This window comes from Altibacter lentus (assembly GCF_000746845.1).
GTDB classification, from domain to species: Bacteria; Bacteroidota; Bacteroidia; order Flavobacteriales; family Flavobacteriaceae; genus Altibacter; species Altibacter lentus.
This window is the reverse complement of sequence record NZ_KN050846.1, coordinates 1,342,747-1,360,870: the sequence shown is the minus strand read 5'-3', so window position 1 is coordinate 1,360,870 and position 18,124 is coordinate 1,342,747. Positions and strand designations below refer to the sequence as shown.

At 44.6% G+C, this 18,124-nt stretch carries 12 protein-coding genes; 6 read left to right on the top strand and 6 right to left on the bottom strand.

Features of this window, described 5'->3' with window-relative positions:
• The first annotated feature begins 230 nt into the window (after positions 1-230).
• Positions 231-860, top strand: a complete 630-nt coding sequence (locus JS40_RS06340) for a 7-carboxy-7-deazaguanine synthase QueE (protein ID WP_034259218.1) — start codon at positions 231-233, stop codon at positions 858-860.
• Between the two features lie 18 nt (positions 861-878).
• Here JS40_RS06340 and JS40_RS06335 read toward each other — a convergent pair whose 3' ends face one another.
• On the bottom strand, positions 879-1,424 hold the full coding sequence (locus JS40_RS06335) for a DUF2911 domain-containing protein (RefSeq protein ID WP_034259217.1): 546 nt from the start codon (positions 1,422-1,424) through the stop codon (positions 879-881).
• A gap of 270 nt (positions 1,425-1,694) precedes the next feature.
• Here JS40_RS06335 and gyrB point away from each other — a divergent pair, with 270 nt between their 5' ends.
• The 3 genes from gyrB to secDF all read left to right on the top strand — a co-directional run bounded on the left by gyrB (position 1,695) and on the right by secDF (position 7,859).
• Entirely contained in the window at positions 1,695-3,635 is a 1,941-nt protein-coding gene (gene gyrB, locus JS40_RS06330; RefSeq protein ID WP_034259216.1) for a DNA topoisomerase (ATP-hydrolyzing) subunit B, read from the top strand.
• Between the two features lie 155 nt (positions 3,636-3,790).
• A complete protein-coding gene (mdh, locus tag JS40_RS06325; protein ID WP_034259215.1) occupies positions 3,791-4,717 on the top strand; it encodes a malate dehydrogenase in 927 nt (308 codons plus the stop codon).
• A 136-nt stretch (positions 4,718-4,853) separates the two neighbouring features.
• Positions 4,854-7,859, top strand: coding sequence for a protein translocase subunit SecDF (gene secDF, locus JS40_RS06320; RefSeq protein WP_034259214.1), 3,006 nt, complete (start codon positions 4,854-4,856; stop codon positions 7,857-7,859).
• A 111-nt stretch (positions 7,860-7,970) separates the two neighbouring features.
• Here the strand turns inward: secDF and JS40_RS06315 are convergent, their stop codons facing one another.
• From JS40_RS06315 to folE, 5 genes are read right to left on the bottom strand one after another with little or no spacing between them, the layout of a single operon-like run.
• On the bottom strand, positions 7,971-8,462 hold the full coding sequence (locus tag JS40_RS06315; protein ID WP_034259213.1) for a DUF192 domain-containing protein: 492 nt from the start codon (positions 8,460-8,462) through the stop codon (positions 7,971-7,973).
• Positions 8,459-9,289, bottom strand: a complete 831-nt coding sequence (gene lgt, locus JS40_RS06310; RefSeq protein ID WP_034259212.1) for a prolipoprotein diacylglyceryl transferase — start codon at positions 9,287-9,289, stop codon at positions 8,459-8,461. The genes JS40_RS06315 and lgt overlap by 4 nt, the downstream gene beginning before the upstream one ends.
• A 51-nt stretch (positions 9,290-9,340) precedes the next feature.
• Positions 9,341-9,592, bottom strand: a complete 252-nt coding sequence (yidD, locus tag JS40_RS15230) for a membrane protein insertion efficiency factor YidD (RefSeq protein WP_084677452.1) — start codon at positions 9,590-9,592, stop codon at positions 9,341-9,343.
• Positions 9,593-11,077: a cysteine--tRNA ligase gene (gene cysS, locus JS40_RS06305; protein ID WP_034259210.1), complete on the bottom strand. Its 1,485-nt coding sequence runs from the start codon at positions 11,075-11,077 to the stop codon at positions 9,593-9,595.
• Positions 11,078-11,095: 18 nt separating this feature from the next.
• Positions 11,096-11,773 (bottom strand): GTP cyclohydrolase I FolE, encoded by a 678-nt coding sequence (gene folE / locus JS40_RS06300; protein ID WP_034262171.1) that lies wholly within the window; start codon positions 11,771-11,773, stop codon positions 11,096-11,098.
• 147 nt (positions 11,774-11,920) lie between these two features.
• Here folE and JS40_RS06295 point away from each other — a divergent pair, with 147 nt between their 5' ends.
• Together JS40_RS06295 and JS40_RS06290 are read left to right on the top strand one after the other, a co-directional pair.
• The gene (locus JS40_RS06295; RefSeq protein WP_034259208.1) at positions 11,921-12,256 is read left to right on the top strand and encodes a hypothetical protein; all 336 of its coding nucleotides are present in this window, start codon (positions 11,921-11,923) and stop codon (positions 12,254-12,256) included.
• A gap of 10 nt (positions 12,257-12,266) precedes the next feature.
• Entirely contained in the window at positions 12,267-18,062 is a 5,796-nt protein-coding gene (locus JS40_RS06290) for a T9SS type B sorting domain-containing protein (RefSeq protein ID WP_034259206.1), read from the top strand.
• Positions 18,063-18,124: the final 62 nt, after the last annotated feature.

Sequence of the window (18,124 nt, the reverse complement as noted above, 5' to 3'; positions counted from 1 at the left end):
ATTGTATGTTTTTACGTGAAAGTAAGAAGGGTTTTTTTCGTTCAAGAGAGTGCTTTTTGGGATGACCTACTTTGTAGAGATCAATTCTATATCGGGTTGTAGGAAATGTAGGAAAAGCTGTTTGCGGATAAATCGATGGTTTTAATTCGGAAAAAGATGCGATGCCGCAACTTTAGTTTTTTTGTATCCCCTGCGTACCTAACGACTTAAAAAATGTACCTTTGCAACCTATGCAAAAAGAGACGAAAGAACTTGTAGATCTTGGACTTCTGCTTCCGTTAATGGAAGAGTTCTACACCATTCAGGGAGAGGGGTTCCATAAGGGGACCGCAGCTTATTTTATTCGTATCGGGGGATGTGATGTCGGTTGTCACTGGTGCGATGTGAAGGAGAGTTGGAATGCGGCGCTTCATCCACCTACCGCTGTTGAAACTATTGTAGGGAACGCCGTAAAACATTCAAATACTGTTGTGGTTACGGGAGGGGAACCACTTACATGGAACATGAATCCCCTAACCGAAGAATTGAAAGCAAAAGAAGCAAAGATCCATATTGAGACCTCGGGTGCTTATCCGCTCACAGGTCAATGGGACTGGATTTGTTTATCACCAAAGAAGATCAAACTTCCAAAGGAAGAGATTTACGATGTGGCAGATGAGCTTAAGGTGATCGTTTATAATAAAGATGATTTTCGCTTTGCCGAAGAACAAGCTGCAAAAGTTTCCTCAAAATGCATCTTGTACCTACAGCCCGAATGGAGCAAGCGCGAAACCGTAATCCCATTAATAGTAGACTACGTCATGGCAAATCCCAAATGGAAGGTCTCTTTGCAGACGCACAAATATTTAAACATTCCTTAGGTAATAAGAAACGTATTCTTAAAGTGACTTGAACGGTATTTCAATGTAGGTGCTGTCCCAACCGATCATAAGTGTGGTCCCATCGGTATCAGGACGAAAGACCATGGACAATGATTCTGTAGGTGCAACGGTTTCTCTGGCAGGAACGGCAATGCGGGCAACATCTTTTTCTTTTTTATAGCTGTACGCACCCCAGGCATTGGTGTCGCTGTTTATAATGACGGTCCAGACCTCCTTCCCCGGAATGGTATAGAGGGTGTAAGATCCGGGTTGCAGAGTGCTGTTGCCTAACATCATGGGTTTGTACAGTGTAAGTTCGGTTGCTTCATTAGCTCCGGTACGCCATACCTTATCAAAAGGTACCAATTCGCCAAAAATCACACGCCCCTTCTTAGAGGGACGGCTATATATTACACGCGCCATGGGAGGCGCATTCCTGTCGGCTCTGGCAATGGCAAGATCCAATGGGCTGGCGTCCATCTTGGGGAACGCTTGCGCTTCCATGGATTGAGAGAAGGATATGGTAGTGAAGGTGAGAAAAAGAAAGGTATAGAATGTCTTCATAGATATAGGTCAAAATATTTAACGATTGAAATTTATTTTTGATTGTAAAACCACAACTTTAATGCCAATATAACGCTAAAAATGTCGCTTCAAGTATGTAAGGTGGAGGAGATATTTTTGGGTTTTATAAGAAGCATATAAGAGCTTTATTTTTTTCACAAGATTTTGTTAATAACTTGACATCTATAAGTGGCCGAATCCCCATATTTTAATGGGGGTTTTGTTATATTTGTTCGTTATTAAGATATTGAACAAAACGACCTAATTTTTATGAGCGAAGAACAGAAAAAAGGCAGCTATGGTGCCGACAGTATTCAGGCGTTGGAGGGAATGGAACATGTGCGCATGCGTCCTTCCATGTACATTGGTGATGTTGGTGTACGAGGGTTGCATCATTTGGTCTATGAGGTAGTAGATAATTCCATCGATGAAGCGATGGGAGGCCATTGTGACACTATTCATGTGTGGATCAATGAAGATAATTCCATCACAGTTCAGGATAATGGACGAGGGATTCCCGTTGATCTGCATAAAAAGGAAGGTGTTTCGGCATTGGAAGTTGTTATGACCAAAATTGGTGCGGGAGGAAAATTCGACAAGGACTCTTATAAAGTTTCCGGAGGGTTGCATGGTGTTGGAGTTTCTGTTGTAAATGCATTGTCTGAAAACTTAAAAGCTACCGTTTATCGGGACGGAAAGATCTGGGAGCAAGAGTATGAACGTGGTAAGACCATGTATCCCGTTAAATCAGTTGGAGATACTAACGAGCGTGGCACTACAGTCACCTTCAAACCGGACGAAAAGATTTTTCAGCAATCCCTGGAGTACAATTACGACACATTGGCAAGCCGTATGCGTGAATTGTCTTTTCTGAATAAAGGAATTACTATTACATTGACCGATAAACGTCAAACGGATGAGAAAGGCGAAATCGTGACCGAAACATTCCACAGTGAAGAAGGATTAAAGGAATTTATCCGGTTTCTGGATGGGAACCGAGAACCGTTGATCGCAGATGTGATCTCTATGGAAGGAGAAAAGAACGACATTCCGGTAGAAGTTGCCATGGTGTACAATACATCGTTCAACGAGAATCTACACTCCTACGTTAACAACATCAACACCCATGAAGGTGGAACTCATTTATCCGGTTTTCGTCGCGGATTGACCACGACATTGAAAAAGTATGCCGATGCTTCAGGAATGCTGGACAAGCTGAAGTTTGAGATCTCGGGAGATGACTTCCGTGAAGGACTAACAGCGATCATTTCAGTAAAGGTAGCCGAACCACAATTTGAAGGGCAAACGAAGACCAAATTGGGGAATCGTGAAGTTACCTCAGCTGTGAGTCAGGCGGTTTCTGAAATGCTGGAGAACTACCTGGAGGAAAACCCCAACGACGCTAAAACGATCGTGCAAAAGGTGATCTTGGCGGCAACAGCGAGACACGCAGCCAGAAAAGCACGTGAGATGGTGCAGCGAAAGACTGTGATGAGCGGTGGCGGACTTCCCGGTAAACTATCCGATTGCTCCGAACAAGATCCTTCAAAATGTGAGGTATTCCTTGTAGAGGGTGACTCGGCAGGCGGAACGGCGAAGCAAGGCCGGGACCGTAACTTCCAGGCAATACTGCCACTTCGAGGTAAGATCCTGAATGTAGAAAAAGCAATGCAGCACAAGGTGTTCGAAAATGAAGAGATCCGGAACATCTATACCGCACTGGGAGTAACCATTGGTACCGAAGAAGATAGTAAAGCACTTAATTTAGAAAAACTGCGCTATCATAAAGTAGTGATTATGTGTGATGCGGATGTGGATGGTAGCCACATCTCCACGCTCATCCTTACCTTCTTCTTCCGTTATATGAAGGAATTGGTTGAGGCCGGTTATGTTTATATTGCTACCCCACCATTGTACTTAGTGAAAAAAGGCGCTAAGAAGGCCTATGCTTGGACGGATAAGGAGCGGGATGCCTTGAATGCAGAATTTGGCGGAAGCGCGAACATTCAGCGTTATAAGGGTCTTGGAGAAATGAATGCAGAACAATTGTGGGATACAACCATGAATCCGGACTTTAGAACCTTGCGTCAAGTAACGATCGATAATGGGACCGAAGCAGATCGTATCTTCTCTATGTTGATGGGCGATGAGGTTCCTCCTCGCCGTGAATTTATTGAAAAGAATGCCGTGTACGCCAATATCGACGCATAAGCGACACATTTTATCTAAACGCCCGGAAATCTCCCGGGCGTTTTGTTTTTAAGAGAATCTTATTACATTTTAAAACAGATAATTGTACTTTTGCAAAACATTTCGAAAAAGAATTTTTTCAGAAGAAAAAACAATAACTATATAAATCTATTTACATGAAAGTAACAGTTGTAGGAGCAGGTGCTGTAGGTGCAAGTTGTGCCGAATACATTGCAATAAAGAATTTTGCCAGTGAAGTTGTTTTGTTGGACATAAAAGAAGGATATGCCGAAGGAAAAGCGATGGACCTTATGCAAACGGCTTCTTTAAATGGCTTTGACACCCGAATTGTGGGTACAACAAATGATTATTCTAAAACTGCCGGAAGTGATATCTGTGTGATCACTAGTGGGATTCCTCGTAAACCGGGAATGACCCGTGAGGAATTGATCGGGATCAATGCAGGTATTGTAAAAACTGTCGCTTCAAGCCTTGAAAAACATTCTCCGAATATGGTCTTGATCGTGGTGAGCAATCCAATGGACACCATGACCTATTTGGCGCATAAAGCCACAGGACTTCCAAAAAACCGGATCATTGGTATGGGAGGTGCTTTGGACAGTGCCCGATTTAAGTATCGCTTAGCGGAAGCTTTAGAGGCTCCCATTAGCGATGTAGACGGAATGGTCATCGGTGGGCATAGTGACACCGGTATGGTGCCATTGACACGTCTGGCAACGCGAAACAGTGTGCCGGTCTCCAAGTTCATTTCTAAAGAACGTTTACAACAAGTTATGGAAGACACCAAAGTGGGCGGTGCAACGCTTACTAAGTTATTGGGAACTTCTGCATGGTACGCTCCCGGGGCAGCCGTTTCTTCGCTGGTTCAGGCAATAGCATGCGATCAAAAGAAAATGTTCCCTTGTTCTGTGATGCTGGAAGGCGAGTATGGCATGAACAATATTTGCATTGGCGTACCTGTTCTGTTAGGAAAGAATGGAATCGAAACGATCGTGGAGCTGGAACTTTCTGAAGAAGAAAAGGCGCACATGAAAGAAAGTGCTGAAGGCGTTCGTAAAACCAACGATTTGCTGGAAGTCTAAATTTATTAGGAAGCAGTATCTAAAAGGCCGCCATACGCGGTCTTTTTTTGTTAAACAATTAAAAAGAAAATAATTGTCATTTCTTTTTTGAAAACCTATATTTGCACGTTTTTAAAATTATTTAAACATTCATAGAATGCAAAACAAAGGACTAATTACAGTATTTGCGATATTATTTGGACTGGTGAGTTTGTACCAACTTTCCTTCACATACATTGCAAACAAGGTTGAAGATGAAGCGAAGGTGTTTGCAGATGCCAAGTACCCTAAGGAGCAGTCGGAGGAAAGAGATGTGGCCGAGGTTCAATATCTGGATTCTGTGGCGCAGGAGCCCGTTTTCTTGGGAATTGACTACAAGACCGCAAAAGAAAAGGAACTTAACAAAGGACTGGATTTAAAGGGCGGTATCAATGTGATCTTACAGATTTCTGTAAAAGATATCTTGAGAGGTCTCGCAAACGATTCTAAAGATGCCGCATTCAATCAGGCCTTAGCCAACGCGACTGAACTTCAGAAACAAAGTCAGGATACGTATTTAGAATCTTTCTTTACCGCATTCGAAGCCCTTCCGGGTGAGAACAGGCTAGCGTCTCCAAGTATTTTCTTCAACAAGAATCTGGAAGAGGAGATCAATGCCGAAATGACCAATGATGAGGTAAAGCGTGTTATCGAAAACAAGATCGATGAAGCCATCGTCTCTGCCTTTGAGGTATTGAGAAAACGTATCGACAAATTTGGTGTTACACAACCCAACATTCAGCGTATTGGAAACTCTGCGCGTATCTTGGTTGAATTACCAGGAGCGAAAGATATTGAAAGAACCAAGGACCTTCTTCAGAAAACAGCACAGTTAGAATTCTGGGAAGTCTATAAAAGTGAAGAAATGGCCGGTTTCCTTATGGAAGCTGAACAAAAAGTAGTGGAGTTGACCAAAGCTGAAACTCCCGAAGAAGAAGTTCAGGATAGTACTGCAACCGAAGATGACGAGATCAACGAACTTTTAAAGGGAGAAGATGTTACCGATACTGAAGGTGATGTGTTAAAAACGAACCCGATCCAGGCACGAATAATCTCTCCGGGATTCCAGGGAACGCCTATCATCGCAACTTTTGCCTTAAAGGACACAGCGGTTATCAATAGCTACTTGCGTATGCCACAGGTGAAGAACCTTCTTCCTGCCGATAAGCGTACTACTCGTTTTGTTTGGGGAAAACCTGAATTCAATGAGCAATTGAATCAAGATGTAACTTCTTTATATGCCTTAAAGGTTGGAAAAGATGGAAAGCCACCATTAAGTGGCGGTGTTGTGGTAGATGCAGCGCAATCGTACGATCAAGTAGGACGTGTTGCAGTTGATATGCAAATGAATGGTAAAGGGGCGAAGATCTGGGAGGAAATGACAGCAAAAGCGTTCAATACGCAAAGTCAGATCGCCATCGTACTTGATGATATTGTATACTCTGCTCCCGGAGTAACTTCGGGACCTATTTCCGGCGGACGTAGCTCCATTACCGGAGATTTTACAATTACCGAAGGACAGGATCTTGCAAACGTTTTACGTGCAGGTAAATTACCTGCTTCGGCAGAGATCATTCAAGGAGAAGTCGTAGGGCCTACCCTAGGACAAGAAGCGATCGACAGCGGTATCATTTCTTTTGTACTGGCATTGGCGTTTGTATTGTTATGGATGATCGGTTACTACGGTAAAGCGGGTCTGTTTGCAGACGTCGCTCTGGCAGTGAACATCCTGTTTATATTCGGGATCTTAGCGGGACTTGGAGCCGTGCTAACACTTCCCGGTATCGCCGGTATTATCTTGACCATAGGTATGTCTGTGGATGCGAACGTACTTATCTTTGAAAGGATCCGTGAGGAACTGGACAAAGGAAAAGCTCAAAAAGATGCGATCAAGGATGGTTTCAATAATGCCTTGTCGTCCATTTTGGATGCGAACATCACAACAGGTCTTACCGGACTTATCCTATTGGTCTTCGGAACAGGACCTATTCAAGGCTTCGCAACCACGCTATTAATTGGTATCCTAACCTCTCTGTTCACAGCGATCTTTATTACACGATTGTTTATTGACAGTTATACCAAGAACGGTAAACCATTACCCTTCTCAACAGGTGTTACCAAGAATCTATTCAAGAATGTTAATATTAAGTTCCTTGAGAAGCGTAAGATCGCTTATGTGATCTCCGGAATTTTGATCTTGATCAGTTTGGGATCATTATTTACTGTAGGATTGAACCAGGGTGTTGATTTTGTTGGAGGTCGTACCTACACTGTTCGTTTTGCCCAAGATGTAGATGCTGTTGCTGTACAAGAAGACCTTATCGAGGTCTACGGAAGTGCCGAAGCAAAAACCTATGGAGGGGATAATCAGTTAAAGATCACTACAAAGTATAAGGTGGACGATAGCGGTAATGAAGTTGACCAGGAAATTGAACAGATGTTGTTCCAGGGATTGCAGCCTTACCTTCCTTCAGATATGACCTTTGATGATTTTACCTCAGATCAAGAAGATAAGACGGTAGGTAGAATGGAATATTATAAAGTAAGTCCTACCATTGCAGATGATATTAAAAAGTCATCGTTCTGGGCAGTACTGGGATCTTTGATCGTGGTCTTCCTATACATCCTATTGCGTTTTAGAAGATGGCAATTTAGTTTAGGAGCCGTAGCTGCGGTATTCCATGATGTTTTAATTGTATTAGGGATCTTCTCACTTACGTATCGAATTATGCCATTTAGTATGGAGATCGATCAATCGTTTATTGCGGCCATCCTAACGGTTATTGGATACTCGCTGAACGATACGGTCGTTGTTTTTGACCGAATTCGCGAGTATTTTAACGAGCATGGTACCTGGAAGATGAACCGTGTGATCAACGCTGCATTGAACAGCACCTTAAGTCGTACCTTGAATACATCGCTAACTACCTTGATCGTATTGTTGTGTATGTTCTTTATTGGAGCTGAATCAATTCGCGGATTGTTATTTGCGATCATCGTAGGTATCGTAGTAGGTACTTATTCATCCTTGTTCATCGCAACCCCGGTGATGTACGATACCGTGAAGAAAAAAGGAATTGATCTTAGCGACAAGAAAAAAGAAGAGCCTGTAGAAGCGGTTTAAATCGTTCTCTGCTTCGGAAATAAAAAAATCCCTTCGAAAGTTCGAAGGGATTTTTTTATGATTTCTTCCGCGATGTTCTTTTCGGAAGCAGCTATTTTTTAAATGTTATTTCTAATTCAATCGGTTCCATTCAATACGATCTCCTTTTTCAAGCCCCCATGCGTCACTAAGACCTGCATTGATTTCTAATACATATATTACCGGTGCTTCTGAAGGAAGCGAAGTTTCATCATAGGGCTGGGCATTCTTCCGGATGGTGACGATCTTATTATCTTTATTAATGTAGAGGATGTCCAAGGGGAACTCGGTATTCTTCATATAGAAGGCGCGACGTTGTTCCTCGTCAAATACAAAGAGCATTCCCTGCGAATCGGGCATAGATTTTCGGTACATCAATCCGGTTTCGGTCTGGTAGGCATCGTCTGCGATCTCGATATCCAGCCGTGCAACAACCGAATCTGTCGCAGCTTTACGAAGCGTCAACTCCCCTTCTTTAGTAAAGGTAACTTCTTTGGTAAGTACTTTTTCCTTTTCTTTTTCCTTGCAGCTTAGCGGGAACAAAAGAACACCGGCAACCGCTACTGCGATCCAATATCGTTTCATGAAGTATAAGGCTTTTTTGAGGATTGTATCATAAAATAAATTCCTGCGATAATAAATGGGATGCTTAACCATTGTCCTGTTGACAAAGCATTTCCGAGGGCACTTTCAAAGCCACCCTGACTCTCTTTCACAAACTCTACTAAGAACCGAACCGTCCATAACAGGATCAAAAATAGTCCGAAGATATATCCCAAAAAGTTTCGTTTATTGGTTTTCCAGTAAATGTACCAAAGCAATAGGAATACGATCACGTACCCTGCGGCTTCATACAATTGAGCAGGATGTCGCGGGAAATCTTCATTCAATTGCTTAAAGATCACCCCATAATCACTATGGGTCGCATCCCCAATGATTTCAGAATTAATAAAATTCCCGATACGCACAAAAATACCGCCACAGGCTACCGCAATTACCACACGGTCCAGGATCCAAAGCACCGGCTTCTTCAATACTTTTTTGCTGTAGATAAACATGGCGATAATAATCGCTATGGCTGCACCGTGACTTGCCAGTCCTCTAAACCCTGTGAATTCAAATTCCGGGACTGTTTGAAAGGGTAGAAATACCGAAAGCGGATCTTTACTGAAAATTTCGGGTTCATAAAAGATCACGTGGCCCAAACGAGCTCCAACCAATGTGGCAATGACGGTATAGATAAAGAGGCTGTCCAGTTTTTCTAAGGGAATGCCTTCATTCCTGAATATACGCTTCATGATGAACCAGCCTAATGTAAAGGCTATCACGAACATCAAACTGTAATAACGGATCATGAAAAAACCAAGATCGATACCCTCACTTGGATCCCAAACAAAACTTAAATACTGCATGGTTTGTTTTTAAAAATGCCCGATAAAGATAACAAAATAGGCGAGGGAAGCTTAGTGGTTTTGCGTATTTTCTTTTTCTGAAGGAGGGACAGGATCATAACCCGAACCACCCCAGGGATGACAGCTTGCTATGCGTTTTGCAGACAACCAGCCACCGCGAATCAATCCGTGTTTTTGTAAGGCTTCAATACTGTAATGCGAACAGGTAGGGGTGTATCTGCAACTGGAAGGCAAAAGAGGGGATATAAAAAATTGATACCCGCGAATCAACAGTATGAATGGGTATGTAAGGATACGCTTCACCTAGTTCAAAGAAAAGGATGTGCCTTCTTTACCGTCATTAAGCTGGATACCTACCGCGGCAAGCTCATCTCGAATCCGGTCACTGGTGTCAAAATCTTTATTGGCTCGTGCTCTGTTTCGCAGTTCAATGAGTAAAGCTACCGCACCATTTAGTTTTTCGGTTACCTTCGAACCTTCACTTGCAGCGTCTTCCAGACCCAGTACATCAAAGATGAAATTACTCATGGTTTCCTTAAGCAATGTTCTATCTGCTTCGGAAACAGAAGCGGAGCCATCCTTAACCGCATTGATGAACTTTACGGCTTCGAAGAGTTGGGCGATCAATATAGGACTGTTGAAATCATCGTTCATGGCAGCATAACAGGATTGTCGCCATTTGGCAATTTCCAAACCGTGGCTGCTAGCTGTAGGAAGGTCATCGATACTGTGATAGGCATCCAACAGGCGCTGAAACCCTTTTTCTGAAGCTAATAATGCCTCGTTGGAAAAATCCAGGATACTTCTGTAATGTGCTTGGTACATGAAGAATTTGGCCACAGTAGGGGAAAAGGCCTTACTGAGGATATCGTTCCGGCCCGAAATCAATTCATTGGGTAAAATATTATTTCCGGTCGATTTGGACATTTTCTTGCCGTTAAGGGTCAGCATGTTGGCATGCATCCAGTAATTTACCGGCGATTGCTTTGTAGAAGCTTCTGCCTGTGCGATCTCACATTCGTGATGCGGGAACTTTAGGTCCATTCCGCCGCCGTGAATGTCGAACTGATTTCCAAGATATTTTGTGCTCATCGCAGTACATTCAAGGTGCCAGCCCGGGAAACCATCACTCCAAGGAGATGGCCATCGCATAATATGCTGGGGTTCTGCCTTTTTCCAAAGTGCAAAATCCTGGGGGTTTTTCTTTTCAGACTGAGCAGCCAACTCTCGTGTATTGGTGATCATATCTTCCAGCTTTCTTCCGCTCAATTTCCCATACGCGTGGTCCTTATTGAATTTCACTACATCAAAATAAACAGAACCGTTCTTTTCGTACCCATACCCTGCAGCAATTATCTTTTCAACGATCTCGATCTGCTCAATGATATGACCGGTAGCCGTTGGTTCAATACTGGGAGGCAATGCGTTAAAAAGTGCCATGATAGTATGAAAGTCTACGGTGTATTTTTGCACCACTTCCATGGGCTCCAGTTTTTCAATTCTGGCCTTCTTTAAAATAGGGTCGTCACCGCTTTCGCCATCGTTTTCCAAATGGCCGGCATCTGTGATGTTTCGAACATAGCGAACTTTGAAACCTAGGTGCTTCAGGTATCGAAAAACAAGGTCGAAAGAAAGGAAGGTACGGCAATTCCCCATATGTACATTGCTGTACACTGTTGGACCACATACATACATTCCCACCGCTCCGGCATGGAGCGGGACGAATTTTTCTTTGGTCTTACTTAAGGAATTGTAGATGTAAACGTCCTGTTGTTCGTAACCTTTCATTCGGTGCGTTTCTAGCAATTAAAATTCGGTGTCTAAATGGATGTAGTCTAAGAACTCTCTTCGTGTTTGCGGGTCTTTGAACTTTCCTCCAAACTCGCTGGTAACCGTACTGCTGTCAATGTCACGTATGCCTCGTGAGTTGACACACAGGTGTTTTGCGTCGATCACACAGGCGACATCTTCGGTGCCGAGCACTTTTTGTAGTTCTTCAACAATTTGCATTGTTAATCGCTCTTGAACCTGTGGTCGCTTTGCAAAATAATCCACCACTCGATTCATTTTTGATAGTCCAACTACGGTTCCGCTGGAAATATAAGCGATGTGCGCTTTACCTACAATGGGTAATAAGTGATGTTCGCAGGTAGAATATAGGGTGATATTCTTTTCTACCAACATTTCGCCGTATTTGTATTTGTTCTCAAAGGTAGAGGCCTTTGGTTTTCGATCGGGATGTAAACCGCCAAAAATCTCTTGAACGAACATTTTTGCCACACGAGTAGGCGTTCCTTTTAGACTGTCGTCTGTTAGGTCTAACCCAAGAGTATTCATGATGTTTTGAACATCTTTCTTGATAAGGGCAATCTTTTCAATATCACTAAGCTCGAAAGCATCGGGACGCAGCGGGGTTTCAGTGGAAGACCCAATATGGTCATCTCCCTGTGCTTCAATAGCTCTAAGCTGTTTTTCTAGATCCATATACATAATAATTCAGTATGCAAAAATACAAGGGGCAAAGATACGCATTCAACGAATGCTATAAAAGATTTCAATGTCACTATTTTTAAAAGTGAAGGGGGCGGTTTCATAAAATTTTCTTAATTTTCGCACCATATACCCCATTTTATGAAAAACACAGTGTTATTCCTCTTGATCCTTATGATTTCGACGATTGCCGTCGCTCAAGAACCTTTAGAAACTAGTATCGATCCTTCAGAAATATCCTTTGCTCCAAAAGAGGTCCTTTCCAGTGCCGTATTTGAGTTTAATTTTGAAGAAGAAGCCGAGATCACATATCATATTTTTAAAGATGAAATTGAAGTTTTTTCCGAAGCAATACAAAAGGGTCTTAATCCTCTTGTGAAGAAAGTTGATCTTTCGGCCCTGCCTTCTGGAGCCTACATCGTTAAAGTAAAGAGTTCAGGCGTAGAATTAAAACAATTTGCTATTACTAAGCAGTAATCCCCAAACTATGAAATTTTTAAAATTACTTTTTCTTCTTTTTTTTCTGGGATTCACGATGCCATCACAGGCTCAGGTATGTGATATTTTAATCCCTATTTGTACTGGTCAGGACGGTTTGCAGAATAATGCGATCGACCCGTCACCTATTACTATCAACACTACCTGTCAAACACTGGCCGGAACGAGAACTCTCTGGTTTCTGTTGGTAATTGACCAACCCACTAATTTCACTTTTCAAATTGAACCTACCGGCAATGTCGATTACGACTTTGCAGTATGGGTGAATGCGGACTGTGCTAATTTAGGCGTTGCAGACAGGGGGAGCTTCGATGCCCCCGGGGCCGGCGAATATGACACCGGTCTAAACCTAACCGCCACCGATTTATGTGAAACTGCTGCGGGGGATGGCCAAGTTCAGTTTTTATCATTAGTGCCGGGAGATGAAGTTATTATTGTGGTAGATAGATTTTCTTCTACGCCCGATATCTTTGACCTTACTTTTGGAGATCCCGATGCTTTTGACTGTTCAATTGTTTTAACTGAAGCGTGTGAGGGTGAAACTGTAACATTCGATGCTTCTACGACAGGGGCACTTAGTTATGAGTGGTCCTATGAAAGTCCTCCGGGTTCTAATATCTTCGTGCCATTTGTTCCTGCCGAAACAAATCCTACACTTTCTGTAACACAGTCAGGAAATTACAGAGTCGATATTGAATTATTTGGAGGTGCTGTAAACACCGAATTTTATGAAGTCGTGTTCTACCCTCAGCCGGTAATTGCTAATCCACCGAATGATATTTTTCAATGCGCAGATTCAGGTACCGGGATTTTCGATCTTACTGTAAACTCTCCTTTGGTTTTAGGAGGGCAGAACCCCGCAGAATTTACTATTACATATCATAATTCACAGGCTGATGCAGACACAGGAGCCGCGCCCATTGGAACACCCGCTGCGTACCCGATAGCAACCCCTCCGATTGAAACCATTTTTGTGCGTATCGAGGATATGTCGGGAATTTGCTATGCTACAGATTCCTTCGATTTGATTTTTTCTACAGTAACATCGGGAGCAATAACACCCAACCCATATTTTGTATGTGATCAAGATAACGATGGAATGGAAACTATCAATCTTTCGGCAGTTTTCAACACTATGGTGCTAGCCGGACAAAATCCACTGGATTTTACTGTAAGTTATCACTCCAGTCAAGCTGATGCCGATAATGATGTTGCTCCGTTGCCAACACCCTATACTGTCACGACCGCAAATGCAGGTTCGACTATTTATATTCGAGTTGAAAATAATGACGAAACAACCTGTTTTGATACTAGTCAAAATTTTGTCATCAACATGGATACTCCACCCGTTATCAATATGATGCCGGACCCTTTAGTGGTATGTGATGATGATAACAATGGTCTGGCCATGTTCACCTTACATGACGCCGATATGGATATTACTATGGGGGACCCGAACCTCATAGTACGATATTTTGGAACCGAACTTAATGCCATTAATGATATTGACGAGTTATTTGACCCCTATGCTAACGACGATCCATATATGGATGAGGTGTGGGCACGTGTGGAAAGTACGATGAGCAGCTGTTATTCTATCGTAAAACTAGATCTTGAAGTCCGCAACACACCGGATATCATTGCTCCTTCTGCTCCGCTTCGCGAATGCGATTACAACAATCCTGGTGATGGTTTTGAGACCTTTGATCTCACTGAGGTTGAGCCTGAGGTTCTCAACGGTTTGGATCCAGCGAACTACGATATTTATTATTACGAGCAAGAGGTGGATGCCATTGCGGCGGGCGATAGTGTCCTTGCCATGCCTCCGGGTGATTTTTCAATGGCTATAGGCACTCCTGGAGCCTACCAGAACGTTGTTGCTTTTTCCCAGACAGTGTATGTTCTGGTAGTGGGTAATGCGGGCAGTGTTGATCCGGGTACGACCCCTGCTTCTACGGGGGAGAGCTGTTACAGTATTGTGGCGTTGGATCTTATTGTGGATCCGTTGCCGGTGGTTGTTCAGGCGGCACCTTATGAGCTTTGTGATGACGAGGTAGGGGGTAGTACCCCTACGGATCAGTTGAGCACTTTTGATCTTACCAGTCGTGTTGGAGAGATCACCGGTGGTAATTTGAACTATCAGGTGATGTGGTTTGAGACCTTGGCCGATGAGGCGTCTGATACGCCCATCGTCACTCCGGGAGCATATCAGAACCGTACGATCGCTCCGGCGACTCAGCCCACCCCCCAGACGATCATTGCGCGTGTGACCAACCAGTTTGGTTGCAAACGCCTTACGACCTTGACTCTGGTGGTGCTTGCCAACCCATCTTCGGCCACTCCCACTCCTTTAGAGGTTTGTGATGACAACAACGATGGTTTTGCTGATTTCACGTTAACTGACAAGGATCTTGAGATCGCCAATGGTGAGACGGATGTTACGGTGCTCTACTACCAGACCCAGGCTGAGGCTGAGGCTGGTGTTTCCGGCACTGAGTTGCTGAGTCCTTATACGAATGATGATCCTTTTACTGATGTTGTTTGGGCTCGTGTCACTCGTATAGTGACGCCTCCCAGTACTTCTCCTGCCTGTTACAGTGTTGTTGCTTTGGATCTTATTGTGAACCTTCTGCCGGATGCGCCTGTCTCCGGTTTTGGGGATCTTATCTCTTGTGACACTACCGGTGGAGGCAGTGCGGTGTTCAATTTAGAAGACAACACGCCTTTTGTAACGGGCGGGACCCAGCTTCCTCCGGATTACAGTGTGAGCTACCATACGAGTTTTGCCGATGCCGATGGGGGCATCAATGCCATTATCAATACCACTGCTTATACCAGTGGCGGTGAGACGATCTGGGTACGTTTGCAGGAGAATGCCACGGGTTGTGGTCGTATCAGTTCCTTTGATCTGATCGTTGGGGTGTACCCCCTCATTAATGACCCTGCGGATAAGGCGGTGTGTGATGATCAGGCCAGTGGCAGTGATACGGATGGTGTGACGCTCTTTGATCTTACGTCTTACAATTCAGAGATCACGGGCTTTAACCCGGATCTTACGGTATTTTATTACGAGACCCCTGCCGATCAGGCTGCGGGTACGGCCATTAGTCCCGCCACTTCGTACGCCAATACGGCTACCCCTCAGACGTTGTATGTGAGTGTGTTCAACAGCACGGGCTGTGAGGCACGCACGACCCTTACCATTTCGGTGCTTCCGGTCCCTGTGGCGGCAGACCCTACCCCTTTGGTGGTGTGTGATGATGACAATGACGGGATCGCGTTGTTCGATCTTACGAGCAAGGATGCTGAGATCACCTCTGCCATGGGTGCTACGGTGACCTATCATGAGAGCCAGAGCGATGCCAACAATGGTGTGTTCCCTATCTCGAGTCCTTATCAGAACATTGTGGCCAATGTACAGCCTGTATGGGCGCGTGTGGCCTTCACCCAGGCCCCTAACACCTCGGGCTGTTATACGGTGGTTACCTTCGACCTTATTGTAAATCCGTCCCCTTTGGTACCCAACAGTCTTCCTTCCCTGGTGGCCTGTGATCAGGGGACCACTTCGGTCTTTGATCTTACGGTGTATGAGCCAACGCTTTTGGATCTTCAGCCGGTCTCTGATCCTCCTGTGAGCTATAGTTTCAGTTATCATACGAGTTTGGCCAATGCCACGGCGGGCACCCCAATGATCACTACCCCTACGATGTATACCAATACTGTGAACCCTCAGACCATCTGGGTTCGTTTGGAGAGTGGTGGCAACGGTTGTTTTGCCATTGTGAGTTTTACACTTCAGGTCAATACGGGTCCCTTGGCGAACGCTCCCACGCCTTTGTCAGAGTGTGATGACCTTGGGGAGCCTAATGACGGGGTCACCCTCTTTGACCTTACTGCCAAGAGTGATGAGATCACGGGCGGCGCTGCAGGTGTAGAGGCTTATTATTACGAGAGCCAGCAAAACGCATTGGACGATGAGAACCGCATTGTCCCTGCCACGGCCTATGCCAATACGAGTAATCCTCAGACGGTGTATGTACGAGTGTTTGATACCAATACGGAGTGTGAGAACTTTACCAGCCTTGAACTTCGGGTGGTTCCTAACCCTCAGCCCAATACGCCGGATCCTATCGAGAAGTGTGACTACACCGATGCTGGGGATGAGAAGGAGTTTTTTGATCTTACCATTCGTGAGGGGCAGATCAGTACCAACCCTAATGTTGTTTTCTCTTACCATGAGAGTTACCAGCAGGCGGTGGACAATGACCCTATTGCGGGTGATATCACCATGTATGAGAATTTGGAGAATCCGCAAACGATCTATGTTCGGGTGACCAACAATGCCAGTGTAGAGGCGTGTTTTGAGATCGTTGAGTTGCTACTTGTGGTCAATGCGCTTCCGGATGCGACAGCTCAGATCAGTGATCTGGTAGTCTGTGAGGTGGACAACGATGGTTTTGCTTTCTTTGATCTTACCGATCGGATCGATGAGATCTTGAACGGTCAGGACCCCCTTATCCATCAGGTTAGTTTCTATGAAACGCCGGGTGATGCAGCTTCGGGAAGCAATCCAATAGGAGATGTGACCAATTACCAGAATGATGGTAGTGTGAGTCCTCCGGGCCAGCCTATCTATGTCGGGATCTTGAACACCCAGACCACGTGTTACATTGCCAGTGAGCAGGACGCTGAGGGGAACTATTCTTTAACCTTCAACCTTCAGGTATTGGAGGGTGTTATTGCCAATGCTCTTAGTGAGCCGTATGTGCTTTGTGACCAGGAGGGTCCCAACGACGGGTATACGGTCTTTGATCTTCCTCTAATTGGTTTGGAGGTCCTTGGAGGCCAGCCTTATGATGTTGATTTTTATGAGAGTCTGGAACAGGCGCAGTTGGGAGATACGGCTAATGCGTTGCCGGATGCCTATACCAATATTATCAATCCGCAAGTGATCTATGCGCGTGTGACGCATCCTGAGACGGGTTGTTTTGATATTACCGAAGTTACCTTAAAGGTGGAGCAGCTACCTTTGGTGGTCTTGGATGAGACCTATCGTCTTTGTGTGGATGCCAATGGGAACCCGATCGATGCTGAGGAAGGGGGCGCTTCCCCGCCTGTGATCGATACGGGTCTGGAGGCTACCCTCTATAGTTTTGAGTGGCAGTTGGATGGGGTGACGCTTTTGGGACAGAACGGTCCCTCGATCATTGCCTTGGAAGGCGGTGTCTATACGGTGATCGTTACGGAGAATGCTACTGGTTGTAGTATGGAGGTCACCACAACGGTGATCGTTTCTTCGCCTCCCATTACCTATAGTGCAGAGGTGACCAGTGGGGCCTTTGCCAGTTCTCATACCATCGATGTGATGGTCACAGGCGATGGTGATTATGTGTTCCAGCTGGACAATGGGCCTTTCCAAGAGGAGAGTACTTTTACCGATGTGGACCCCGGGGTTCATGTGGTGACTATAAAGGATGCCAATGGGTGTGGTAGTGTGAGTTTGGAGGTTAGCATTATTGACTATCCTCGATTTGTCACACCGAATCAGGATGGGTACCACGATACGTGGAATATCATTGGCATTGCCGGTGGTGACCCTACGGCAAAAATTTATATATTTGACAGGTTTGGAAAGCTCTTGAAGCAGATCAGTCCGCAGGGTCCGGGATGGGATGGTACCTATAACGGGAATCCATTACCCTCGAGCGATTACTGGTTCGTGGTGGAATACAAAGAGAACGAAACACAAAAGGAATTTAAAGGCCACTTTACACTAAAACGATAGATCGACAAGATCAAATTAAAAAAGCCTGTCTAGTTAGACAGGCTTTTTTAATATATTACTAT

Bases quoted from the DNA above. Each gene is read 5' to 3' on its own strand.
- JS40_RS06340 (WP_034259218.1), top strand. From the start codon at position 231: ATGCAAAAAGAGACGAAAGAACTTGTAGATCTTGGACTTCTGCTTCCG.
- JS40_RS06335 (WP_034259217.1), bottom strand. From the start codon at position 1,424: ATGAAGACATTCTATACCTTTCTTTTTCTCACCTTCACTACCATATCC.
- gyrB (WP_034259216.1), top strand. From the start codon at position 1,695: ATGAGCGAAGAACAGAAAAAAGGCAGCTATGGTGCCGACAGTATTCAG.
- mdh (WP_034259215.1), top strand. From the start codon at position 3,791: ATGAAAGTAACAGTTGTAGGAGCAGGTGCTGTAGGTGCAAGTTGTGCC.
- secDF (WP_034259214.1), top strand. From the start codon at position 4,854: ATGCAAAACAAAGGACTAATTACAGTATTTGCGATATTATTTGGACTG.
- JS40_RS06315 (WP_034259213.1), bottom strand. From the start codon at position 8,462: ATGAAACGATATTGGATCGCAGTAGCGGTTGCCGGTGTTCTTTTGTTC.
- lgt (WP_034259212.1), bottom strand. From the start codon at position 9,289: ATGCAGTATTTAAGTTTTGTTTGGGATCCAAGTGAGGGTATCGATCTT.
- cysS (WP_034259210.1), bottom strand. From the start codon at position 11,077: ATGAAAGGTTACGAACAACAGGACGTTTACATCTACAATTCCTTAAGT.
- folE (WP_034262171.1), bottom strand. From the start codon at position 11,773: ATGGATCTAGAAAAACAGCTTAGAGCTATTGAAGCACAGGGAGATGAC.
- JS40_RS06295 (WP_034259208.1), top strand. From the start codon at position 11,921: ATGAAAAACACAGTGTTATTCCTCTTGATCCTTATGATTTCGACGATT.
- JS40_RS06290 (WP_034259206.1), top strand. From the start codon at position 12,267: ATGAAATTTTTAAAATTACTTTTTCTTCTTTTTTTTCTGGGATTCACG.